This is a genomic window from Streptomyces sp. NPDC058221, from assembly GCF_042882365.1.
In the GTDB taxonomy this organism is placed as follows: domain Bacteria; phylum Actinomycetota; class Actinomycetes; order Streptomycetales; family Streptomycetaceae; genus Streptomyces.
Genome location: NZ_JBHVWF010000036.1, coordinates 38,623 through 58,632, shown reverse-complemented (window position 1 = coordinate 58,632; position 20,010 = coordinate 38,623). Strand labels below are relative to the sequence as shown.

Below are 20,010 nucleotides of genomic sequence, written 5' to 3'. Positions count from 1 at the left end.
CCCTATGGAGTGACCCAGAAGTGACATCTGCTCACTCTTTGCATTCGGGGGTCGTTCGTTCAACGGGGCGAAGCATGTGGGCCTCGATGTGAGGAGCCTCGACGATGACCGTTCCACTCGACCGGCACTATCTGGTCGAACTCCAGGTTTCGGCAGAGCGTGTGTCCCAGCTGCGGCGGATCATCGCCGCGCATCTGCGCCACTGGAGTCTCGAACTCCACATCCGGCCCGTGTGCCGTGCTGTGGAGGAGCTGCTGACCAACGTCCAGCGGCACGTCGGCGACGACAACACCTGTGTCCTCGAACTCCGCTGGTCCGGACGGCACCTCACGGTCTCCGTCGCCGACAACGGTGCCGACATGCCGCGGCTGCTCCACGAGGGCGGCGGTCTCAGCCGGGTGATGGCCCTCAGTGACAGCTGGGGCACCTGCCGGACCACCGAGGGCAAGGTGGTCTGGTTCACCCGGTACGCGCAGGAGCCGCAGCACATCGAACTGGTGCCGCTCCCGCCGCTGCCCGGCGTCCGCGAGTTCCGCCGTCCGCCCGCCGAGGTCACGGAGTTCTCCGAGGCCGCGCCCGCCCGGACCGACGCCCCCGCCCTCGTCTGAGGCGCGCTGCAGGGGCCGGGGCCGCGGAGCCGTCCGGCCGCCCCCGTACCCGCAGACCTCTCAGCCCCTGTACGCCCCCTTCCGGCGCGGATCGCATGCGGATCGCACGCATGGTCCGCGCCGGAAGGGTATGCGTGTGCCCGGGGGCCCGCGTTGCGCCGTCGTGCCCGGCGCGGCACGGTCGAAGTACCGAGGCAAGGAGGCCACAGTCATGCCCATCGCGACGGTCAACCCCGCGAACGGCGAGACCCTCAGGACGTTCGACGCCCTGGAAGCGGACGAGATCGAGCGGCGGCTCGCCGCGGCGGACGCCGCCTTCCGGGAGTACCGCAGCACCGGCTTCGGCGAACGCTCCCGGCTGCTGAACCGGGCCGCCGACCTCCTCGACGAGGACCAGCAGGACATCGCCCGCACCATGACGCTGGAGATGGGCAAGCCGGTCAAGGCGGCCCGTGCGGAGGCCGCGAAGTGCGCGAAGGCCATGCGCTGGTACGCGGCCCACGCCGAGGGGCTCCTCGCCGACGAGCACCCGGCGCCCGCCGACGTGGAGGACTCCGGGGCTTCCCACGCCTACGTGCACTACCGCCCGCTGGGCACCGTGCTCGCCGTGATGCCGTGGAACTTCCCGCTCTGGCAGGTCGTACGCTTCGCGGCGCCCGCTCTGATGGCCGGTAACACGGGGCTCCTGAAGCACGCCTCGAACGTGCCGCAGACCGCGCTCTATCTGGGCGACCTGTTCCGCAGGGCCGGATTCCCGGCCGGTGCCTTCCAGACGCTGCTGGTGGGCTCCGGCGCGGTCGAGGAGATCCTGCGCGACCGCCGGGTGGCCGCTGCCACCCTGACCGGCAGCGAACCGGCCGGCCGCGCGGTCGCGGCCGTCGCGGGCGACGAGGTCAAGCACACCGTCCTGGAACTGGGCGGCAGCGACCCGTATCTGGTCCTGCCGTCGGCCGACGTCGCCAAGGCGGCCCGTACCGCCGTCACCGCCCGGGTCCAGAACAACGGACAGTCCTGCATCGCCGCCAAGCGGTTCATCGTGCACACCGAGGTGTACGAGGAGTTCGCCGAGCGCTTCGCCGTGGGCATGCGCGAGCTGACCGTCGGAGACCCGCTGGAGGAGACCACCGACGTGGGCCCGCTCGCCAGCGAACAGGGCCGCACCGACCTGGAGGAACTCGTCGACGACGCCGTGCGGCAGGGCGCCGTCGCCCTGTGCGGCGGCGGCCGGCCCGAAGGTCTGGGCGGCGGTCTGGAGAACGGCTGGTTCTACGCCCCGACGGTCCTGACCGGAATCACGCCCGCCATGCGGATCCACCGTGAGGAGACCTTCGGCCCCGTCGCCACGCTCTACCGGGTGGACAGCCTCGACGAGGCAGTGGAGCTCGCCAACGACACCCCCTTCGGGCTCAGCTCCAACGTGTGGACGCACGACGCCGAGGAGAGCCGGCGCTGCATCCGAGATCTGCAGGCAGGCGGGGTCTTCTTCAACGGGATGACGGCCTCGCACCCCGCGCTGCCGTTCGGCGGGGTGAAGCGCTCCGGCTACGGGCGCGAGCTCGCCGGGCACGGCATCCGCGAGTTCTGCAACGCCACCACCGTCTGGTACGGCCCCGAGCCGCAGTGACCGCATCCCGGCCCGCACCATCCCGCCCGCTGAGAGGTGACCATGAGCGACGCCCCACCGACCTCGCCGACGGCCGGCCCGTCCGACGAGGAGATCTCCGCGCTCGACGCACACTGGCGGGCCGCCAACTACCTGGCCGTCGGCCAGATCTACCTGATGGCCAACCCGCTGCTGACCCGGCCGCTCGCCCCCGAGGACATCAAGCCCAGGCTGCTCGGTCACTGGGGCACATCGCCGGGCCTCAACCTCGTGTACACCCACCTCAACCGCGTCATCGCGGCGCGCGGCACCCAGGCGCTCTGCGTCTGGGGCCCCGGGCACGGCGGTCCCGCTGTCCTCGCCAACTCCTGGCTGGAGGGCAGCTACTCGGAGACCTACCCCGACATCAGCAGGGACGCCGCGGGCATGGGGCTGCTGTTCAAGCAGTTCTCCTTCCCCGGTGGCGTGCCCAGCCACGTCGCGCCCGAGACCCCCGGCTCCATCCATGAGGGCGGCGAACTCGGCTACTCCCTCGCCCATGCCTACGGCGCCGCCCTCGACCACCCGGACCTGCTCGTCACCTGCGTCATCGGCGACGGCGAGGCGGAGACCGGGCCGCTGGCCGGCTCCTGGCACGCCAACAAGTTCCTCGATCCGGTCCACGACGGCGCCGTCCTGCCGGTGCTCCACCTCAACGGCTACAAGATCGCGAACCCGACGGTGCTCGCGCGGCTGCCGGAGGCCGAGCTCGACGCACTGCTGCGCGGCTACGGACACGAACCGCTGTACGTGGAGGGCGACGACCCCTTCACCGTGCACCGGGCGATGGCCGCCGCGATGGACCGGGCCGTAGACCGTATCGAGGAGCTCCGGACGGCTGCCCGGAGCGGCGGCGACACCGCCCGCCCGCGCTGGCCCATGATCGTGCTGCGCACCCCGAAGGGCTGGACCGGCCCCGCCGAGGTCGACGGGCTGCCCGTCGAAGGCACCTGGCGCGCCCACCAGGTCCCGCTGCCCGGGGTCCGCGACAACCCCGACCATCTGCGTCAGCTGGAGGCGTGGCTGCGCTCCTACCGGCCCGAGGAGCTCTTCGACGCCGAGGGGCGTCCCTCTGAGCAGGTCCTGGCCCGTGTGCCCGGCGGCACGGCCCGGCTCGGCGCCACCCCGTACGCCAACGGGGGACTGCTCCTGCGCGATCTGCCCGTCCCGCCCCTCGACGCGTACGCGGTCCAGGTGGACCGGCCGGGCACCGTCCTGCACGAACCGACCCGGGTCCTGGGCGGACTGCTGGAAGCCGTGATGGCGGCCACCGCGGACCGCAGGGACTTCCGGGTCGTCGGCCCCGACGAGACGGCCTCGAACCGGCTCGACGCCCTCTACGGTGCCACCGGAAAGGCCTGGCAGGCCGGGACGCTGCCCACCGACGAGCATCTCGCCCGCGACGGCCGCGTGATGGAGGTCCTCTCCGAGCACCTGTGCCAGGGCTGGCTGGAGGGCTATCTGCTCACCGGCAGGCACGGACTGTTCTCCTGCTACGAGGCGTTCGCCCACATCGTCGACTCGATGGTCAACCAGCACATCAAATGGCTGCGGACCTCGCGCCGGCTGCCGTGGCGCCGCCCCATCGCCTCCCTCAACTACCTCCTCACCTCGCACGTCTGGCGCCAGGACCACAACGGCTTCTCGCACCAGGACCCGGGCTTCGTCGACCACATCCTCAACAAGAGCCCCGAGGTCGTCCGGGTCTATCTGCCCCCGGACGCCAACACCCTGCTGTCGGTGGCCGACCACGCGCTGCGCAGCCGCGACTACGTCAACGTGATCGTGGCGGGCAAGCAGCCGAGCTTCGACTGGCTCACCCTCGACCAGGCCCGTGCGCACTGCGCGCGGGGTGCGGGCGTCTGGGAGTGGGCGGGCACGGAGGACGGCAGCCGCGAACCGGACGTGGTGCTCGCCTGCGCCGGGGACGTACCGACGCTGGAGGTGCTGGCGGCGGCCGGTCTGCTCCGGCGCCATCTGCCCGAGCTCGCCGTGCGGGTGGTGAACGTCGTCGACATGGCCCGGCTGATGCCGCACGGCGAGCATCCGCACGGGATGCCGGACTCCGAGTACGACGCCCTCTTCACCCGCGACAAGCCGGTGATCTTCGCTTATCACGGCTATCCCTGGCTGATCCACCGGCTGGCCTACCGCAGGGCGGGACACGCCAACCTGCATGTGCGGGGCTACAAGGAGGAGGGCACGACGACGACGCCCTTCGACATGGTGGTCCGCAACGACCTCGACCGCTACCGGCTGGTCATGGACGTCATCGACCGGGTCCCGGGCCTTGGCGTCCGTACCGTGGCGGTGCGTCAGGAAATGTCCGACACCCGCACCCGTCATCACGCCTGGATCCGCGAGCACGGCACGGACCTGCCGGAGGTGGCGGACTGGACCTGGGAGGGCTGAGGTCCTTCCCCGCGCACGGAAGGGGCCCGGACGGTGGTCCGTCCGGGCCCCTTCCGTGCGATGTTCAGTAGCGCAGCGCGGCCGCGATCCGGCCGTGCTCCTTGAGCGAGTCGTCCGCGACGAACACCACGTCGGCGCCGCTGTCCAGAGCGGCCTCGACGAGCTCGTCGACGATGTCCTCGCGGACGCTCTCGTCCGTGAGGTCGGCGGCGTCCCCGCTCACCGGCTCCAGGTGTTCCCGGGCGAGCCGGACCGTCTGCTGGTAGTGCTCCTCCACCGCCACCAGCCCGGCCCGTGCCTCCCGCACGGCGGCCCACACCTCGTCCAGGCCCCCGGCGAAGGCGCGACGGCCGCGCGCCTCGTCCAGCTTGCCGTCGATCTCCGCGGCGAACCGCTTCTGCCGGGCCTCCAGTGCGGGCCGCAGCTCGGTGAGCAGATCGCTGGGCGTCGTATCGGCGGGCGCGCCCTTGGTGACCCGTCCGACCGCCGCCCCGGCGCTCTCGCCGACGTCGTCCAGCAGCGCGAGCGCCGGGGCGAGACCGACCAGGTACAGCGGGCGCGGATCCGTGGCCAGCACCCCGCGCAGCTTCTCGTCGACGGTGCGCAGGAACTGACGGGTCTCCTCGTCGGTGAAGGTGCTCGGGGTGTCGCCGATCCGCTCCTCGCGCTGCGGGTTGGGCGCCTCGCGCGGAGCCGTCAGCGGGAAGCCGCCGATGTGCTCCTCGTGCGCGGCGCCGGCCGTCCCGCTGAACAGCGAGGCGTGGTCGGCGGAGACGGTGAGTGCCCAGAACGGCTGGGCCTGGGCCTTCGCCGCCACCAGGTTGCGGGTGAGGTAGGTGTCGCTCAGCACCACTCGTTCGGGCGCAGTGCGGGGAAGCTGCCAGATCTGGTACTCCTGCTCCGTCGCGAGGATCACCAGTGCGTCCAGGGCCCGGCGGGGGTCGATCTCGGCCACCGCCCGGTCGAGTTGCTGCTTGACGGCGGCGGCCGCCTCTCGGTCGACTCGGGAGTCGGCGTCCAGCCGGCTGCCCGCAGCCGCCACCAGATTGCGCAGCCTGACGGCGTCCTGGGCGTTGTCCGGCGCGCGGCGGTGGGTCGGCATCGTCAGGGACAGGGCGGGATAGGGCTTGGCCGCCCGGAGCTCCTGCAAGAGGCCGGCGGTCAGGGCATCCGTGTCCATCTGTTCCCTCCCGGGACGTGTGCGTACTGCTGTGTGGAGCGGGTGATTCGACGAGTCAATTCATACCTTTTGATCCTAATATGGGCGAATTGGTGATTCCGGGTCCAGGAGGTATGCGCGATGTCCACGCTCACCGTGTGGAAGTTCCAGTCCGCCGAAGGCGCGGAGGATGTGGAAGCGACGCTGGTCTCCCTTCAGAAGGAGGGGCTGATCAAGATCCTGGACGCGGCAGTGGTCAGCTGGCCGGCGGACCGGGCGAAGCCGCGGACCAAGCAGCTGCTCAACCTGGTCGGCGCGGGCGCCCTGAGCGGCACGTTCTGGGGGATGCTCTTCGGGCTGATCTTCCTGATGCCGCTGCTGGGCGCCGCCATCGGCGCGGCCGCCGGGGCGCTCGGCGGAAAGCTCGCCGACGTCGGTATCGACGACGAGTTCATCGCCGAGGTGAAGGAGAAGGTCACGCCGGGTACCTCGGCGCTCTTCCTCCTCACCATGAACGAGGTGCCCGACCGGATCAGCGCGGCGCTCCCGGGCGGCGGCGCCGAACTGCTCCACAGCAATCTGGACAGCGGGAGCGAGGCCCGCCTCCGTGACATCTTCGGCGAGGACGCGGCATGACCCCTCGCGCGCCCTCTCCTTTCTCCCGCGTACACCTCTCCCTTCGTACCCCCGAGCAGACGGAGCGTCCGTGAACCAGACCAGCACTGTGCGGCGTGCCCTCGGCGGCCGCGCGGCCCGCAGCCTCACCCCCGCCGTACTGGCCGCGGTGATCGTCGCCGGCACCGCCGCCTGCGACAGCTCCGACACCTCCTCGCAGGGCACGGCCCGGAGCACCCGTACGGTGTCGGCGGCACCCTCAGCGTCCCCGAAGGCCACCGAGAGCGGTCGCACCCAGCAGGACTTCGCGGCCTCCGTCTCCGCCGAGACCGAGCGCAACCGGCAGAAGGCCGTCACCACGCTCAAGGGTGTGAAGGGCAAGGGAAACGCGGTCAAGGACGTCTCCGTCAAGGGCCTTCCGGTGGAGCCCGCCGAACAGTTCCGCAGCGCCCTGGTCCGGGTGACCAACCACACCGACAAGGCCGCCTTCTACGCGGTCCGGGTGGAGTTCACCGACTCCTCCGGCAAGGTGCTGGACTCCGTGGTGCTGGGCTTCGCCGACGTCGGGTCCGGCCGTACGGTCAGCCAGCACGCCAACAGCCGCAAGGCCGCGGGCGTCAAGACGTTCCCGCGGATCACCCAGGCCGAGCGCGGCTGACGGCCGGTCGGTGAACGCCGCCGACGCGGTCACGGACGCCCTGCGGGAACTGCACACCCGGTACGCCGGACTGCGGGACGGCCGGCTCGCCGACTACATCCCGCAGCTGGCCCTGGCCGACCCCGGTGCGTTCGGACTGGCCCTGGTCAGCATGGACGGCCATCGCTACAGCACGGGTGACGCCGATCTGCCGTTCACCGTCCAGTCCGTGTCGAAACCGTTCGTCTACGCCTTGGCCCTGTCCCTGCTCGGCCTCGACGAGGTGTGCCGCTGGGTCGGCGCCGAACCCAGCGGGGAGGCGTTCAACGCCATCAGCCTGGAACCGGACACCGGACGTCCGGCCAACGCGATGGTCAACGCGGGCGCCATCGTCACCACGGCACTGGTCCCCGACACCCGCGACGCCCCGAGGTTCGACCGGATCCTCGGCTTCCTGGGCCGGTTCGCCGGCCGGCGCCTGGATGTCGACGAGCAGGTGTACGCCTCCGAGGCGCTCACCGGTGACCGCAACCGGGCCCTCGCCTACCTGGTCCGCAGCGCCGGTCCGCTGCCCGTGGACCCGGTGGCGGCCGTGGAGACGTACTTCCGCCAGTGCGCGGTACGGGTCACGGCACTGGACCTCGCCGCGATGGCGGCGACCCTGGCGAACGGCGGCGTCAACCCGCTCACCGGGGATGCGGTGGTCCCGGAGCCCGTGGCCGCGCATGTCCTTGCCGTGATGGCGACGTGCGGGATGTACGACGTGTCGGGCGACTGGCTGCTCCGGGTGGGGCTGCCCGCCAAGAGCGGCGTGTCAGGTGGCCTGATCGCCGCCGGGCCGGCCCGGTTCGGACTCGCGACGTACAGCCCGCTCCTCGACCCGGCCGGGACCTCGGTGCGGGGGCATCTGGCGATCGACGCGCTGTCGGAGCGGTTCGGACTGCACCTCATGCACAACCCGGCCCTGGCGGCATCCACCGTCACGATGGTCACCACGGCCGACGATCTGCCGGCCGCCCCGGCGGGGGAGCGGGAACGCGCCCACCACGAGCGGGTGGCGGTGGTCGCCGCCCAGGGGGCGCTGGACTTCACCGCCGCGGAGCGGGTGCTGTACGCCCTGGACGAGTCGGGCCCGCAGGAGACGGCCGCCGTGGTGCTCGATCTGCGCCCGGTCACGGACATCGACACCGTGGCCAGGGCGATGCTGCGCAGCGGACTGGACCGGCTCACGGCCGGCGGCCGGCGCGTGGCGGTTGCCGACCCGGCGGGCCGTCTGGTCGAAGAGGGTGATGAGGCCGGGGCCGCGCGCCGCTTCGCCTCCCGTGAGGAGGCCGTGGACTGGTGCGCGTCGGGGCGGGCCGGCTGAGCGCACCGCAGGGGCCGGCCGTCACGTCGTCGGGCAGGCCGCGCGACGACGTGACGGTGAACGCGCCTGCGGTCTACCAGATGGCGTCGACCCATTCGGGGTGGTCGATGAACGGGTTCCGGTTGTGCTGGTACTGGTCGAATATGACGTCGTTGCGCCGCTGTTCGAAGGTGTCCGGCGGGTCCTCCTGGCTCCACGCCTTCAGTACGGAGAGCCGGCCGATGTTCGGTGCGGAGCCGTTCGACACCTGGTCGTTGGGTTCGAGATCGGCGAAGGAGTCGTCGCCCTCGTACCGCACGGCCATGTAGAGGATCATGCGGGCGACATCGCCCTTGACGGCGTCGCGCGGTTCGAAGGAGTCGCCGTCGGTGTAGTTGCCGGGCGCCCCGCTCACCTCGCTGCCGCCCTCGTCGAAGTCCTTGTTGCCGCGGACGGAGTTGACCGAAACGTCCTCCGGGCGCAGATGGTGGATGTCGGTGCCGGGGCCGGTGGCCGTGCCGAAGTCGCCGTGGGACTTCGCCCAGACATGCTCCCGGTTCCACTGGCCGCTGCCGCCGCCGTTGTCGCTCTTGGGCTCGGAGATGCCCGAGTAGAGAAGGATGACGTTGGAGGAGTTCGACGGGTCCTCGTCGGTGTCCTTGAGCGCGTCCCAGACCTGGCTGTAGGTGAGCGTGGACTGGTCGCTGATGATCGTGTGCAGGGCGCCCTTGAGGGCGGTGCCGGTCTTGCCGAGCGCGTCCTGGTAGTACGTGTCGTCCAGCGCGCCGAGCGGCGTGGCGGCGGCCGCCGGGGCGCTCGGCGTGGCGGCCGGTGCGGCGGCCGCGGTGCCGGCGAGTACCGCGAATGCGGCCAGAGTGGCCAGCAGCGGGCGCCGGTAGGGAAGATGACGACGGGACATGTGGGGTGTCCTCTCCGGAAATACGGGCACCGCGGCGCCGACACAGGGTGGGGGGCGGCTCCGCGGTGGTCATGTGATACGTGGTCAGCGGGAGCCTTCCACACGCACCGTGACCGAGGTGTGAACGCTGCGTACCTATCATGTGCAGGTCAAGTGAGGGGCGGGTTCCGGCCCGGGCCGGCGGCGTCGCCCGGGCATCGGATGCGCCCCCGTCGGCGCGGGGCGAGAATTGCCGCAAGGACGAGGAGGCGGCATGAGCGACGAGCCCGAATCCGTATCCGCACTGCGGGGAGTGACCCCCGACAGCCTCTTGCACACCGGGGCGAGCGACGATCCGTCGGCCGAGGACCTGGTGCTCGCCTCCGGGCGGGACCTGACGCCGCAGACGCTCGAGTGGGCGCGGCGCAGGCTGGCCAGGGAAGGCCGGGCTGCCATCGACAAGCAACTGCCGTAGCCGCCGTCGGACACCGCGACAGCGGGAGCGGTGCGGCCGCTCCGCGCCGACGCGGCGGCCGGAAGTGTGCGGATGCCTTCCGCCGCTCGGTTAGCCTGAACGGAATATGAACCGTTTGACGACGTCAGGGGCCGGTTACGACCTTGCCCGTTTCCCCGAGGACCCCCGCGACCCGTTCCGCGCCTGGGACGCGGCCGACGAATACTTGCTGCGGCAGCTGGAGGGGACCGACGGTGCGAAACCCGTCGACCTGTCCGGCAGCGTCGTCGTGGTCGGCGACCGCTGGGGCGCGCTGAGCACGGTGCTGGCCGGCCACCGGCCCGTACAGATCACCGACTCCTACCTCGCCCAGCGGGCGACGGCGGCGAACCTGGAACGCAACGGGATCGATGCCGGCGCGGTGCGCCTGCTGTCCGCGCGTGACACCCCGCCGGACCGGATCGACGTCCTGCTCGTACGGGTGCCCAAGAGCCTCGCGCTCCTGGAGGACCAGTTGCACCGGCTCGCGCCCGCCGTCCACCGCGGCACCGTCGTCGTCGGCACCGGGATGGTGAAGGAGATCCACACCTCCACCCTCAAGCTCTTCGAGCGGATCATCGGTCCCACCCGTACCTCGCTCGCGGTCAAGAAAGCCCGGCTCATCCACTGCACACCGGACCCGGCCCGGGCCCGCACGCCCAGTCCCTGGCCCCACCGGTACGAGCTGCCGGACGACGTCGGGGCCGTCGCGGGGCGGACGGTCGTCAACCACGCCGGGATCTTCTGTGCGGAACGGCTCGACATCGGCACCCGCTTCTTCCTGAAGCACCTGCCGCGGCGCAGCGGGCCCGAGCAGGTCGTCGACCTCGGCTGCGGAAACGGGGTTCTCGGCCTGTCCGCCGCACTCACCAACCCCGAGGCCGCGCTCACCTTCATCGACGAGTCGTACCAGGCCGTCGCCTCGGCCGAGGAGACGTTCCGGGCCAATGCGGAGGCGGGGGCCGAGGCGCGTTTCGTCGTCGGTGACGGTCTGGCCGGCACCGCGCCCGCCGGCGTCGACCTGGTCCTCAACAATCCGCCGTTCCACTCGCACCAGGCCACCACGGACGCGACCGCCCGGAACATGTTCCACGGGGCGCGTGCCGCGCTGCGCCAGGGCGGAGAGCTCTGGGTCGTGGGCAACCGGCATCTCGGCTACCACACCCAGCTGCGCCGGACGTTCGGCAACTGCACCACGGTGGCGGGCGACCCCAAATTCGTGGTGCTGCGCGCCGTCAAGCGCTGACGCGGGCTGCCCGGGGCGCCGCGCCCCTTCCGGATTCTTGCAACACGTTCTACTGTGTGCGCCGCCGCACACGGGCGACGCGAACGCGAGACTCCTGGAGGGGCCGTGCACCTCGAATACACGCCTGAGCAGCAGCAGTTGCGCACCGAACTGCGCACGTACTTCGCCGCCCTGGTCCCCGACAACGCCTACGCGCGCTATGCCGACCCCGCGGAGCAGAAGCGCTTCTACCGGGAGACCATCCGTCGCCTCGGCTCCGACGGCTGGCTCGGCGTCGGCTGGCCCACGGAGTACGGCGGGCGCGGCCTCTCCCCGATGGAACAGTTCATCTTCTTCGACGAGGCCGCGCAGGCCGGCGTACCGCTGCCGCTGATGGCCCTCAACACCGTCGGACCGACGATCATGCAGTTCGGCACCGACGAGCAGAAGGCCTACTTCCTGCCGAAGGTCCTCGCCGGAGAGATCGACTTCGCGATCGGCTACAGCGAACCGGACGCGGGCACCGACCTGGCCGCACTGAAGACCCGGGCCGTGCGCGACGGCGACACCTACGTCGTCAACGGACAGAAGATCTGGACGACCAACGGCGACACCGCCGACTGGGTCTGGCTCGCCGCCCGCACCGACCCGGACGCCCCGCCCCACAAGGGCATCACCATGCTCCTCGTGCCGACCTCCGACCCCGGCTACTCCTGCACCCTGATCAACACCCTCGCCTCGCACGACACCACCGCCAGCTATTACGAGAACATCCGGGTCCCCGTCTCCCGCCGGGTCGGCGAGGAGAACAAGGGCTGGCGGCTCATCACCAATCAGCTCAACCACGAGCGGGTCACCCTCGCCGCCCACGGCACCATGGCCATCCGCGCCCTGCACAACGTCCGCCGCTGGGCCGCCGACACCCGGCTCGCCGACGGCCGCCGCGTCATCGACCTCGGCTGGGTCCGTGCCCGGCTCGCCCGCACCCACACCCGGCTCGACGCCATGAAGCTCCTCAACTGGCAGATGGTGTCCGCCGTTCAGCACAACACCCTCACCCCGCAGGACGCCTCGGCCGTCAAGGTCTACGGCTCCGAGGCGCGCCGTGACGCCTACGCCTGGCTCATGGAGGTCGTCGGCTCGGCGGGCCCGCTCAAGGAGGGCTCGGCGGGCGCCGTGCTGCACGGTGAACTCGAACGGGGATACCGGTCCGCCGTCATCTTCACCTTCGGCGGCGGCAACAACGAGATCCAGCGCGAGATCATTTCGTGGATCGGGCTGGGGATGCCGCGCGTACGACGCTGACCGCAGGTGACCGCGGATTCCAGTTGTCACGTTCAGAGGGGAGTTGTCGCCCTGATCGATGGGTGACGGACCCGCCCGGCCGCGGCTGCCACGGCGTCCGCGGCGGGGCCACGATCAACTTCTCCGAGGCCGGTCTGCTCCTCTGCGTGGCCCAGGTGCCGTGCGGCGTTTCGGTGCCGGTAGTCGCGCATGACCTCCTCTCGCCAGGCGGCGAAGGTGGCATCGCACAGCTGGTCACGGAATCGGCCGATTCCCATCCAGCGCAGTGCGGCCCCTGACCGGTCCAGGGGGAAGTAGGTCTCCCCGGGGCCGGTGGTGCCGGCCTCTGGTTCACCGGTTGGTTCGGGTGTCCATCCCAGGGCGGTGACCGTGTCCATGGAACGCAGGTGTCCGAGGATGCCGGGCATCTGGCGGGTTCGCTGTCCCAGGTCGAGGTGTTCCACCTGGACCGGCCCGGTGTCGTCGCTCGCCTCCAGGGACATGGTCAGGTCCCCGCCCGACTGCCCGGCACGCCCCAGTACGACCTTCTCCTGCATCAGTACCTTGCCGCTCCCGTGCAGCCGGATCCGGGTGCGGCGGTGGGTGGCGATCTCGTCCGAGACCACGAACGGCTTGCCCGCCCAGGTCAGGACGGCTCCGTCGCCCACGGTGGCGTCCACCGTCCAGGACGACGGTGCCTCGCCTTCGTAGGCGACCGTGCCGGTCGTCTCCACGACGTCGAGCCAGGCGCCGGGAGCGACGTCCACCTCGATGCGGACGTCGTCGCCGGACAGCAGCAGTGCCTGGGTGGCGAGCAGGCCGACCCTGGCTCCGTCTGCGTCCTGGTCCATGACCCGCACCGTCAGGTGCCCGGTCGTGTGGCGGACGCGGCTGCGGCTCTCCGTGGGAGCGACGCTCAGGACGGTCGGGCGGGTCATGTGCTCTGCCCTGCATTCGCCGGTGCGTGGTGGTGCGCGTGGTGGGTGCCGTCGGCGTGGGTGTGCGGGTGAGCGCCCTTGCCGCCCTTGCCGCCCTCGCCGTCCTGGCCGGCGTGGACGTGCGGGGCCATGGGGCCGGGGTCGACGGGGGTGTGCTCGCCGGTGCGGTAGTGGGCGAGGGTGTCGCGGACCCAGCCGGTCAGCGTCAGGACGGATGCCGCGTCGTGCCGGGACAGCGCGACCACCGGGGAGCCCCGGCGGGCTTCGCGGCCCTCACGGGCCATGCGCTCGACGTCCACGCCCACGTAGGGGCCCAGGTCGGTCTTGTTGATCACGAGCAGGTCGGCGCGGGCGATGCCGGGGCCGCCCTTGCGTACGACGTCACCGCCGCCGGCGACGTCCAGGACGAACAGTTGGGCGTCCACCAGGGCCGGGGAGAAGGTCGCGGTGAGGTTGTCGCCGCCGGACTCGATGATGACCAGGTCCAGCGGGCCGAAGTCGGCCTCCATGTCCTCGGCCGCCAGCAGGTTGGCGGTCACGTCGTCGCGGATCGCGGTGTGCGGGCACGCGCCCGTCTCGACCGGGCGGATCCGTTCGGGGTCCAGCACTCCGGCGCTCTTGAGGAAGCGTGCGTCCTCGTCGGTGTAGATGTCGTTCGTGATGACGCCCAGGCGCAGTTCGGCGGAGAGCGCCTGGCACAGTGTCGCGATCAGCGAGCTCTTGCCGGTGCCGACGGGACCGGCTACGCCCAGACGCATGGCACGGGTGGGGGCGGTGGTGTTCTCAGGCACTGAAGAGTCTTTCTGTGGTGGTGTCGTGGGCCTCGGCCCAGCGCTCGATGAGAGGGGCGCCGTGGGCCGGGATCTGTTCGGGGGTGTGCAGGTGGGCGACCTGAGCGGCCATCTCGTCGATGTCGGGCAGCAGGTCCTTCACCCACCCGGCGGTGAGCAGCGGGTCCTGCGGCTCGAGTTTGAGCAGGGCCGCCGTCACGGTCTGTACGTCGTCGTACCCGACCAGGCGGGCCACGTCGGCGGGGGCCATCGTGGCGCGGTGGGCGAGCAGGCCCAGCACGACCGGGCGCGACCAGGTGCGTGCGCGGGCGTCGACGGGGCCGGGCCAGAGGGTCTGCAGGACGCGCAGGTATCCGCGCCCCAGGCGGCGCCCGTTGGCCCTGAGCGCCTGGCTGGGGGTGCGGGCGGCCCAGGCGGCCTCGACCTCGGCGAGGTCGCCGCCGCCCGCTGCCACGGCACGGGCGACGACCGCGGTTCCCGCCTCGACACGGATGACCGTACGGAGGCGGGCTCGCAGGTAGGCGGGGACCTGGGCCGCTGTCGTGCCGGCCCGCAGGGCCGGCTCCAGACCGGCGGACTGTGTGTGTCCCCCGGACGGGAGCCGGGCGTCGCCCAGGAGGGCGAGCAGGAGCGGGGAGGTGTTCACCGGGTGCCTCAGAACATCAGGTAGCGCTGGGTGAGCGGCAGGGTCTTCGGCGGGTTCGGCTGGTCGAGATACCAGAATCCGGCATGGCTCCGGTGCTTGGTGAGACTGTGATTCTGTGCGGTGGTCAGACCCGGGATCTCCACCGCGATCTTGAATGTGCTCGGGTCGATGGCGATGCCGAACTGCCCGCCGTTGAAGACCATGTCCGCCTTCTTGACGTCCTTGACGGGCTTGGCGCCCTTCAGTTCACGCCGCAGAGCGAGGGTGGCCTTCAGGGAGTCCTTGAACACGCCCTGGTCCCTCACCGTGCCGTACGGGTCGGTGTCGGCGGGCGGGTTGAGGGCCTTGTCCGAGACGAACGAGTAGGACAGCTGGGAGGCGATCGCGTCGGCCATCGCCGGGCGCAGGAACGTGGGCTGCGGTGTCGACACCGAGCCGTTGGGGTCGCCCAGATTGCCGATCACCATGGCGCCGCCCTTGATGACGATTTCGGGCCGTACGGCGAAGAACCGCGGGTCCCACAGCACCAGGTCGGCCAGCTTGCCCACCTTCACCGAACCGATGTACTCGTCGATGCCGTGGGCGATGGCGGGGTTGATCGTGTACTTGGCCACGTAGCGCAGTGCGCGGGCGTTGTCGCCGGCTCCCCGCTCGGTCCGGTAGAAGAAGTTCGCGTCCTCGAAGGTCTTGTGGCTCCACTCCTTCATGACGTGGGCGACCTGCCAGGTGCGGGTCACGACCTCACCGATGCGGCCCATGGCCTGGGCGTCGGAGGAGGTGATGGACATCGCGCCCATGTCGTGCAGCACGTCCTCGGCGAACATGGTCGTGGAGCGGATGCGGGAGTCGGCGAACGCCTGGTCGGCCTTGTTGCTGAGATCGAGGTGGTGGGCGGAGGCCAGCATGTCGATGTGCTCGGCCACGGTGTTCCTGGTGTACGGCAGCGTGGGGTTCGTGGAGGCGGGCAGCACGTTCTCCTCGGCGGCCACCCTCAGGATGTCGGGGGCGTGGCCGCCGCCGGCGCCCTCGGCGTGGAAGACGTGGACGCAGCGCCCGCCGATGGCGTCGAGGGTGGTTTCGACGAAGCCGGCCTCGTTGAGGGAGTCGGCGTGCAGGGTGACCTGGAGTCCCCACTTCTCTCCGGCCTTCAGCGCGGCGTCCAGGGCCGCGGGAGTGGCCCCCCAGTCCTCGTGGATCTTGTATCCGCCGGCGCCGGCCAGTGCCTGTTCGTCCAGGCCTTCCTCGCTGACCGTGTTGCCCTTGCCCAGCAGCATCACGTTGACGGGCAGGTCGTCGAAGCTGCGGTGCAGGTTCACCAGGTGCTGCGGGCCGGGGGTCACAGTGGTCGCCTTGGATCCCTCGGAGGGGCCCACACCGCCACCGATCAGTGTGGTGGTCCCGGTGGCCACGGCCTCCATGACGGCCGAGGGGGAGATGTAGTGCACATGGGTGTCGACGGCGCCGGCGGTGAGGATCTTGCCCTCGCCGGAGATCACGTCCGTCGAGGTGCCGATCTCCAGTCCTGGCGTGACCCCGTCCATGACATCGCTGTTGCCGGCCTTACCGATCGCGACGACCTTGCCGCCCTTGATTCCGACGTCCGCACGCACGACGGCGTTGCTGTTTCCCCGCTCCTGGGCGGGAGCGACGTCCAGGATGATCACGTTGGTGATCACGGTGTCGGGAGCGCCCTGCGCATGGGTGGCGGTGCCCTGCAGCATCGATTCGCGGATGGTCTTGCCGCCGCCGAAGATCGCCTCGTCACCGCCGAAGGCCAGATCTTCGGTGATCTCGATCCAGAGGTTGGTGTCGCCCAGACGGACCTGGTCGCCGACGGTCGGGCCGTAGGACTTGGCGTACTGCTCGCGGGTGATGTTCGCCATTGCTCTTCTCCAGCTGGGTTTGCGGGGGCCCTGTCAGTCGAGATCGGCGTCGCCGGCCGGCTTGTCCTTGCGCAGGCCCGGAACATGTCGCCTCCCGCCGATCGGAACGACGTCGATCGCGTCGCTGGGCGCGTTCTCGGGGCTGAACCGCATGGAGTCCCCCGGAGCGATGTCGAGGCGGTGGCCCCAGGGGGCCACTCCTGGTGTCTTCGATCGGTCGTGCGCCAACTCGCGTGCCGTGGCGATCCGTTCGGACCACACGCGCTCGGGGTCGGTCAGGGCGGCCTCGGCCGCGGTGGCGGCGTCCAGGCCGGTGAAGAACAGCAGGTCCTCGTTGACGTCGGCCAGGTGGATGTGCGAACCGATCTGGATGTCGCGGTCACCGACGTTGACCACGTAGACAGTGGTCTTGCCCTCTGCGGAGTTGAGGACGTGCTCCGCGGTCGGGTCCTTGACCCACACTCCGCCCACCTGGTATCGGGAGAAGTCGTGGACCTGGCCCGGGTCCAGATCGGAGGGCGGCAGGAGTTCGGGAGGAGCAGGGCAGTCAGGCCGCGCGTCCGGGCACACGATCGGCGTGGGCCTCGGTGCCAGCGGCTGGAAGTAGGGCATGGGTTCGTCCTCAGTGGATCGGGGCGGCCTTCGGCGTCGTCTTCGGGGCACGGATCGGGTCGTAGAGGGTGACGAGCTTGCGGCCGTCGGGGAACGTCGCCTCGATCTGGAGGATGTCGAGCATCTCGGCGACGCCCTCCATGACGTCGACCGTCGTGAGGACGCTCTCGCCCTCGCCCCGGGTCTCGCCCTTCCGCTCATCCAGGGGGGCGCCGGCGTCGCTCATCATCTGGTCGACGGTGTAGCTGCCCGCCCTGGCCTCTTCGATGACCCAGCAGCTGATGTAGGCGACGGCCTCCGGGTAGTTCAGCTTGATGCCGCGTTCCTTGCGGTAGCTGGCGAGCATCCCCGCCACGCTCAACAGCAGCTTTTCCTGCTCTGACGGAATCAGGTGCATCCGTGCTCCTCGGTCATGGTGATGGTGTCTCCGGCCCGTGGTGACCCGGACCGGGGAAGGCGGCCAGGGCACCTCCGGGCGGGCGCCCGTACGGCGAGCACGCGCACCTGTACTCGGGCAGTGAAATGCCTACGGTCTTCCCGGGTCCGGCGATGAATGCGAGTCCGCAGCGAGAGGCGAGGCCCACCAGTTGAGCCACGCCGCGCCGTAGGTGATCATCCTGCGGCCGGCCGGGATACTGCCACAAATTCGCCCAGGCCCCCCCAAACGGATGCCGACGCGAGCGTTTGAACGAACTGCCCCGGCGGGCGGAGCCGCACCGCGCACCAGTACGGCCGGCACCCGGCAGTCCGTGCCCAGCCGAATGTCACCTGTGGACGGGTGAGCTAGCGGACTGCTCGCCGCTCGAACCCGGACTGTCCCGGCACGCACCGTTCCTTCCCACGATGCGGAGCGACTCGGGCCCCGCGTCTCACTGCTGGGCATCGAAGGGTCTCCTCGGACTGCCGCTGCCGCCGGAGCGCCCGGAACCGCCGGGCGAGCGTGACGGCGGCCGCGCCGATCGCACCGTTCGCGGTGCCGGGGACGCCAACGGGCCGCGGTCACACCGCGGTCACGGCGCCGTGAACTGTGCCGGTGCACGCGCGCGGGAATCCCGGTCGTAGATAACTGATATCCCGGCCGGCCGCGGCGGTCTCCCAGTCATCGGGCATCATCAGCGGTCTACAGGACAGGGAACTTCTTCATGAGCCATCAGCACACGGTGGACCCGGTGGCACTGGTGACCGCCGCCCGCGCGGGGGACGCAGGGGCCAAGGAGGCGCTGGCCGGCGCGTACCTTCCGCTCGTCTACAACATCGTGGGCCGGGCGCTGAACGGTTCGGCGGACGTGGACGACGTGGTGCAGGACACCATGCTCCGAGCGCTGGACGGGCTCGGAGGCCTGCGGGCCCCGGAGAGTTTCCGCTCCTGGCTGGTGTCGATCACGATGAATCAGGTCCGCGCGTACTGGCAGGTCCGCAACGGCGCGCCGGGCGCGTTGGACGAGGTCGGGCAGGTCGCCGATCCCGGAGCCGACTTTGTCGATGTGACGATGACGCGGCTGCAACTGTCAGGACAGCGCCAGGAGACGGCGCGTGCGACGCGGTGGCTGGAGCCGGAGGACCGGTGGCTGTTGTCGCTGTGGTGGCTGGAATGCGCGGGGGAGCTGACCCGTACCGAGGTCGCCGAAGCGCTCGAACTCTCGCTGCCGTACGCGGCGGTCCGGGTGCAGCGGATGAAGGCGCAGCTGGATACGGCCCGCGTCGTGGTGCGGGCGCTCGACGCGCAGCCGCCGTGCCAGGACCTGCGAGGGGTCCTCGTGGCGTGGGACGGCCGGCCGTCGGCGCTGTGGCGCAAACGCATAGCCCGGCACGCCCGTGACTGCCTGCGGTGTGCCGGGCTCCGGAGCGGACTGATGCCCGCCGAGGGTCTGCTGGCAGGGCTGGCTCTGGTCGCGGTGCCCGTGGCCCTGTTCGCGTGGTGGCCCGAGCAGGACGGGACGGCACCCGTCGCCGCCTCGCACACGCTCGACGCGCCGGCGGGCGACGGCGCGATACCCGCCGGGTCCGGCAGGCACCGTGCCATGGGCGGGCGGCACGGAGGACGTCGGGGCGCCACACGCGCCGACGCGCGCCGACGTCGGCGGACCGTCCGGCGGCGGGCGGTCGGCGGCGCGGTCCTGGCGGCGTGCATGGCCGGCGGGGGCCTCTGGTACGTGTCCCTCGGGCCCGGCACCGGGAGTGAGGACGAAGCGGCGTCGCGTACCTCTGCGGAGTCCGTCACCGATCTCACCGCACCCGGGGCCCCGGTCCCCACGGCGCCCTCACCGGCACCCTCGCGGTCCGCGTCCGCGTCGCCCTCGACGGCGGCGAAGAAGAGTGCCCCGGCGACCCCACGCCGGAAGCCGGAGCGAAGCCACGCCCCGGTGCCGAGGCGAACGGCCACGGCGCGGGTGCCGAGCTCCCCCGCCGCGCAGCCCGTCCCCGTGAGCACCGCGGCCCAGGTCGTCGCCCTGGTCAACAAGGAGCGGCAGGCCGCCGGATGCGGGCCGCTCAAGGAGGACACGCAGCTCACGGACGCGGCACAGCGCCACTCCGACGACATGTCCGCCCGGGACTTCTTCGAGCACACCAACCCCGACGGAGCCGACCCCGGACAACGCGTCACCGACGCCGGGTACCGCTGGTCGACGTACGGCGAGAACATCGCCCGGGGCCAGCAGACGCCCGCATCGGTGATGGAGTCCTGGATGAACAGCCCAGGCCACCGCGCCAACATCCTCAACTGCGACTTCAAGGACATCGGCGTCGGCATCCACCAGGGTCCCGGCGGACCGTGGTGGACGCAGGACTTCGGCGCGAGGCTGTGAACAGCCGGCAGGCTC

At 71.1% G+C, this 20,010-nt stretch carries 18 protein-coding genes; 10 read left to right on the top strand and 8 right to left on the bottom strand.

Going from position 1 to position 20,010, the window contains the following annotated elements; translation table 11 throughout:
• Positions 1–104 precede the first annotated feature (104 nt).
• The 3 genes from ACFVW8_RS14740 (at position 105) to ACFVW8_RS14730 (ending at position 4,662) form a co-directional block, all read left to right on the top strand.
• The gene (locus ACFVW8_RS14740) at positions 105–608 is read left to right on the top strand and encodes an ATP-binding protein (RefSeq protein ID WP_389689769.1); all 504 of its coding nucleotides are present in this window, start codon (positions 105–107) and stop codon (positions 606–608) included.
• Between the two features lie 211 nt (positions 609–819).
• The gene (locus ACFVW8_RS14735; RefSeq protein ID WP_389689767.1) at positions 820–2,232 is read left to right on the top strand and encodes an NADP-dependent succinic semialdehyde dehydrogenase; all 1,413 of its coding nucleotides are present in this window, start codon (positions 820–822) and stop codon (positions 2,230–2,232) included.
• A gap of 42 nt (positions 2,233–2,274) precedes the next feature.
• Positions 2,275–4,662, top strand: a complete 2,388-nt coding sequence (locus ACFVW8_RS14730) for a phosphoketolase (RefSeq protein WP_389689765.1) — start codon at positions 2,275–2,277, stop codon at positions 4,660–4,662.
• A gap of 64 nt (positions 4,663–4,726) precedes the next feature.
• Here the strand turns inward: ACFVW8_RS14730 and ACFVW8_RS14725 are convergent, their stop codons facing one another.
• Positions 4,727–5,842 (bottom strand): chemotaxis protein, encoded by a 1,116-nt coding sequence (locus ACFVW8_RS14725; RefSeq protein ID WP_389689763.1) that lies wholly within the window; start codon positions 5,840–5,842, stop codon positions 4,727–4,729.
• A 120-nt stretch (positions 5,843–5,962) separates the two neighbouring features.
• Here ACFVW8_RS14725 and ACFVW8_RS14720 point away from each other — a divergent pair, with 120 nt between their 5' ends.
• The 3 genes from ACFVW8_RS14720 to glsA all read left to right on the top strand — a co-directional run bounded on the left by ACFVW8_RS14720 (position 5,963) and on the right by glsA (position 8,439).
• Complete coding sequence (locus tag ACFVW8_RS14720; protein ID WP_389689761.1) at positions 5,963–6,457, top strand: DUF1269 domain-containing protein; 495 nt, start codon at positions 5,963–5,965, stop codon at positions 6,455–6,457.
• 70 nt (positions 6,458–6,527) lie between these two features.
• A complete protein-coding gene (locus ACFVW8_RS14715) occupies positions 6,528–7,094 on the top strand; it encodes a hypothetical protein (RefSeq protein ID WP_389689759.1) in 567 nt (188 codons plus the stop codon).
• A 10-nt stretch (positions 7,095–7,104) separates the two neighbouring features.
• Positions 7,105–8,439 (top strand): glutaminase A, encoded by a 1,335-nt coding sequence (gene glsA / locus ACFVW8_RS14710; RefSeq protein ID WP_389689757.1) that lies wholly within the window; start codon positions 7,105–7,107, stop codon positions 8,437–8,439.
• A 73-nt stretch (positions 8,440–8,512) separates the two neighbouring features.
• Here glsA and ACFVW8_RS14705 read toward each other — a convergent pair whose 3' ends face one another.
• Positions 8,513–9,337, bottom strand: coding sequence for an endonuclease I family protein (locus ACFVW8_RS14705; protein ID WP_389689755.1), 825 nt, complete (start codon positions 9,335–9,337; stop codon positions 8,513–8,515).
• 253 nt (positions 9,338–9,590) lie between these two features.
• Here ACFVW8_RS14705 and ACFVW8_RS14700 point away from each other — a divergent pair, with 253 nt between their 5' ends.
• From ACFVW8_RS14700 to ACFVW8_RS14690, 3 genes are all read left to right on the top strand, one after another.
• Positions 9,591–9,791, top strand: a complete 201-nt coding sequence (locus ACFVW8_RS14700; RefSeq protein WP_384127826.1) for a hypothetical protein — start codon at positions 9,591–9,593, stop codon at positions 9,789–9,791.
• Between the two features lie 106 nt (positions 9,792–9,897).
• Positions 9,898–11,055, top strand: coding sequence for a methyltransferase (locus tag ACFVW8_RS14695; RefSeq protein WP_389689753.1), 1,158 nt, complete (start codon positions 9,898–9,900; stop codon positions 11,053–11,055).
• 105 nt (positions 11,056–11,160) lie between these two features.
• A complete protein-coding gene (locus ACFVW8_RS14690; protein WP_389689751.1) occupies positions 11,161–12,339 on the top strand; it encodes an acyl-CoA dehydrogenase family protein in 1,179 nt (392 codons plus the stop codon).
• A gap of 32 nt (positions 12,340–12,371) precedes the next feature.
• Here ACFVW8_RS14690 and ACFVW8_RS14685 read toward each other — a convergent pair whose 3' ends face one another.
• The 6 genes from ACFVW8_RS14685 to ureA form a co-directional block, all read right to left on the bottom strand.
• Positions 12,372–13,169 carry an urease accessory protein UreD gene (locus ACFVW8_RS14685; protein ID WP_389689749.1) on the bottom strand — a complete coding sequence of 266 codons (798 nt, stop codon included), beginning with the start codon at positions 13,167–13,169 and terminating at the stop codon, positions 12,372–12,374.
• A gap of 83 nt (positions 13,170–13,252) precedes the next feature.
• Entirely contained in the window at positions 13,253–14,014 is a 762-nt protein-coding gene (gene ureG / locus ACFVW8_RS14680; RefSeq protein WP_389689773.1) for an urease accessory protein UreG, read from the bottom strand.
• A 25-nt stretch (positions 14,015–14,039) separates the two neighbouring features.
• Positions 14,040–14,693 (bottom strand): urease accessory protein UreF, encoded by a 654-nt coding sequence (locus ACFVW8_RS14675; protein ID WP_389689747.1) that lies wholly within the window; start codon positions 14,691–14,693, stop codon positions 14,040–14,042.
• Between the two features lie 8 nt (positions 14,694–14,701).
• Entirely contained in the window at positions 14,702–16,576 is a 1,875-nt protein-coding gene (ureC, locus tag ACFVW8_RS14670; RefSeq protein ID WP_389689745.1) for an urease subunit alpha, read from the bottom strand.
• 33 nt (positions 16,577–16,609) lie between these two features.
• Positions 16,610–17,188 (bottom strand): urease subunit beta, encoded by a 579-nt coding sequence (locus ACFVW8_RS14665; protein WP_389689743.1) that lies wholly within the window; start codon positions 17,186–17,188, stop codon positions 16,610–16,612.
• A gap of 10 nt (positions 17,189–17,198) precedes the next feature.
• On the bottom strand, positions 17,199–17,585 hold the full coding sequence (gene ureA, locus ACFVW8_RS14660) for an urease subunit gamma (protein WP_389689741.1): 387 nt from the start codon (positions 17,583–17,585) through the stop codon (positions 17,199–17,201).
• Positions 17,586–18,330: 745 nt separating this feature from the next.
• Between ureA and ACFVW8_RS14655 the strand changes: the two genes are divergently transcribed.
• Positions 18,331–19,995 carry a sigma-70 family RNA polymerase sigma factor gene (locus tag ACFVW8_RS14655; RefSeq protein ID WP_389689739.1) on the top strand — a complete coding sequence of 555 codons (1,665 nt, stop codon included), beginning with the start codon at positions 18,331–18,333 and terminating at the stop codon, positions 19,993–19,995.
• Positions 19,996–20,010 lie beyond the last annotated feature (15 nt).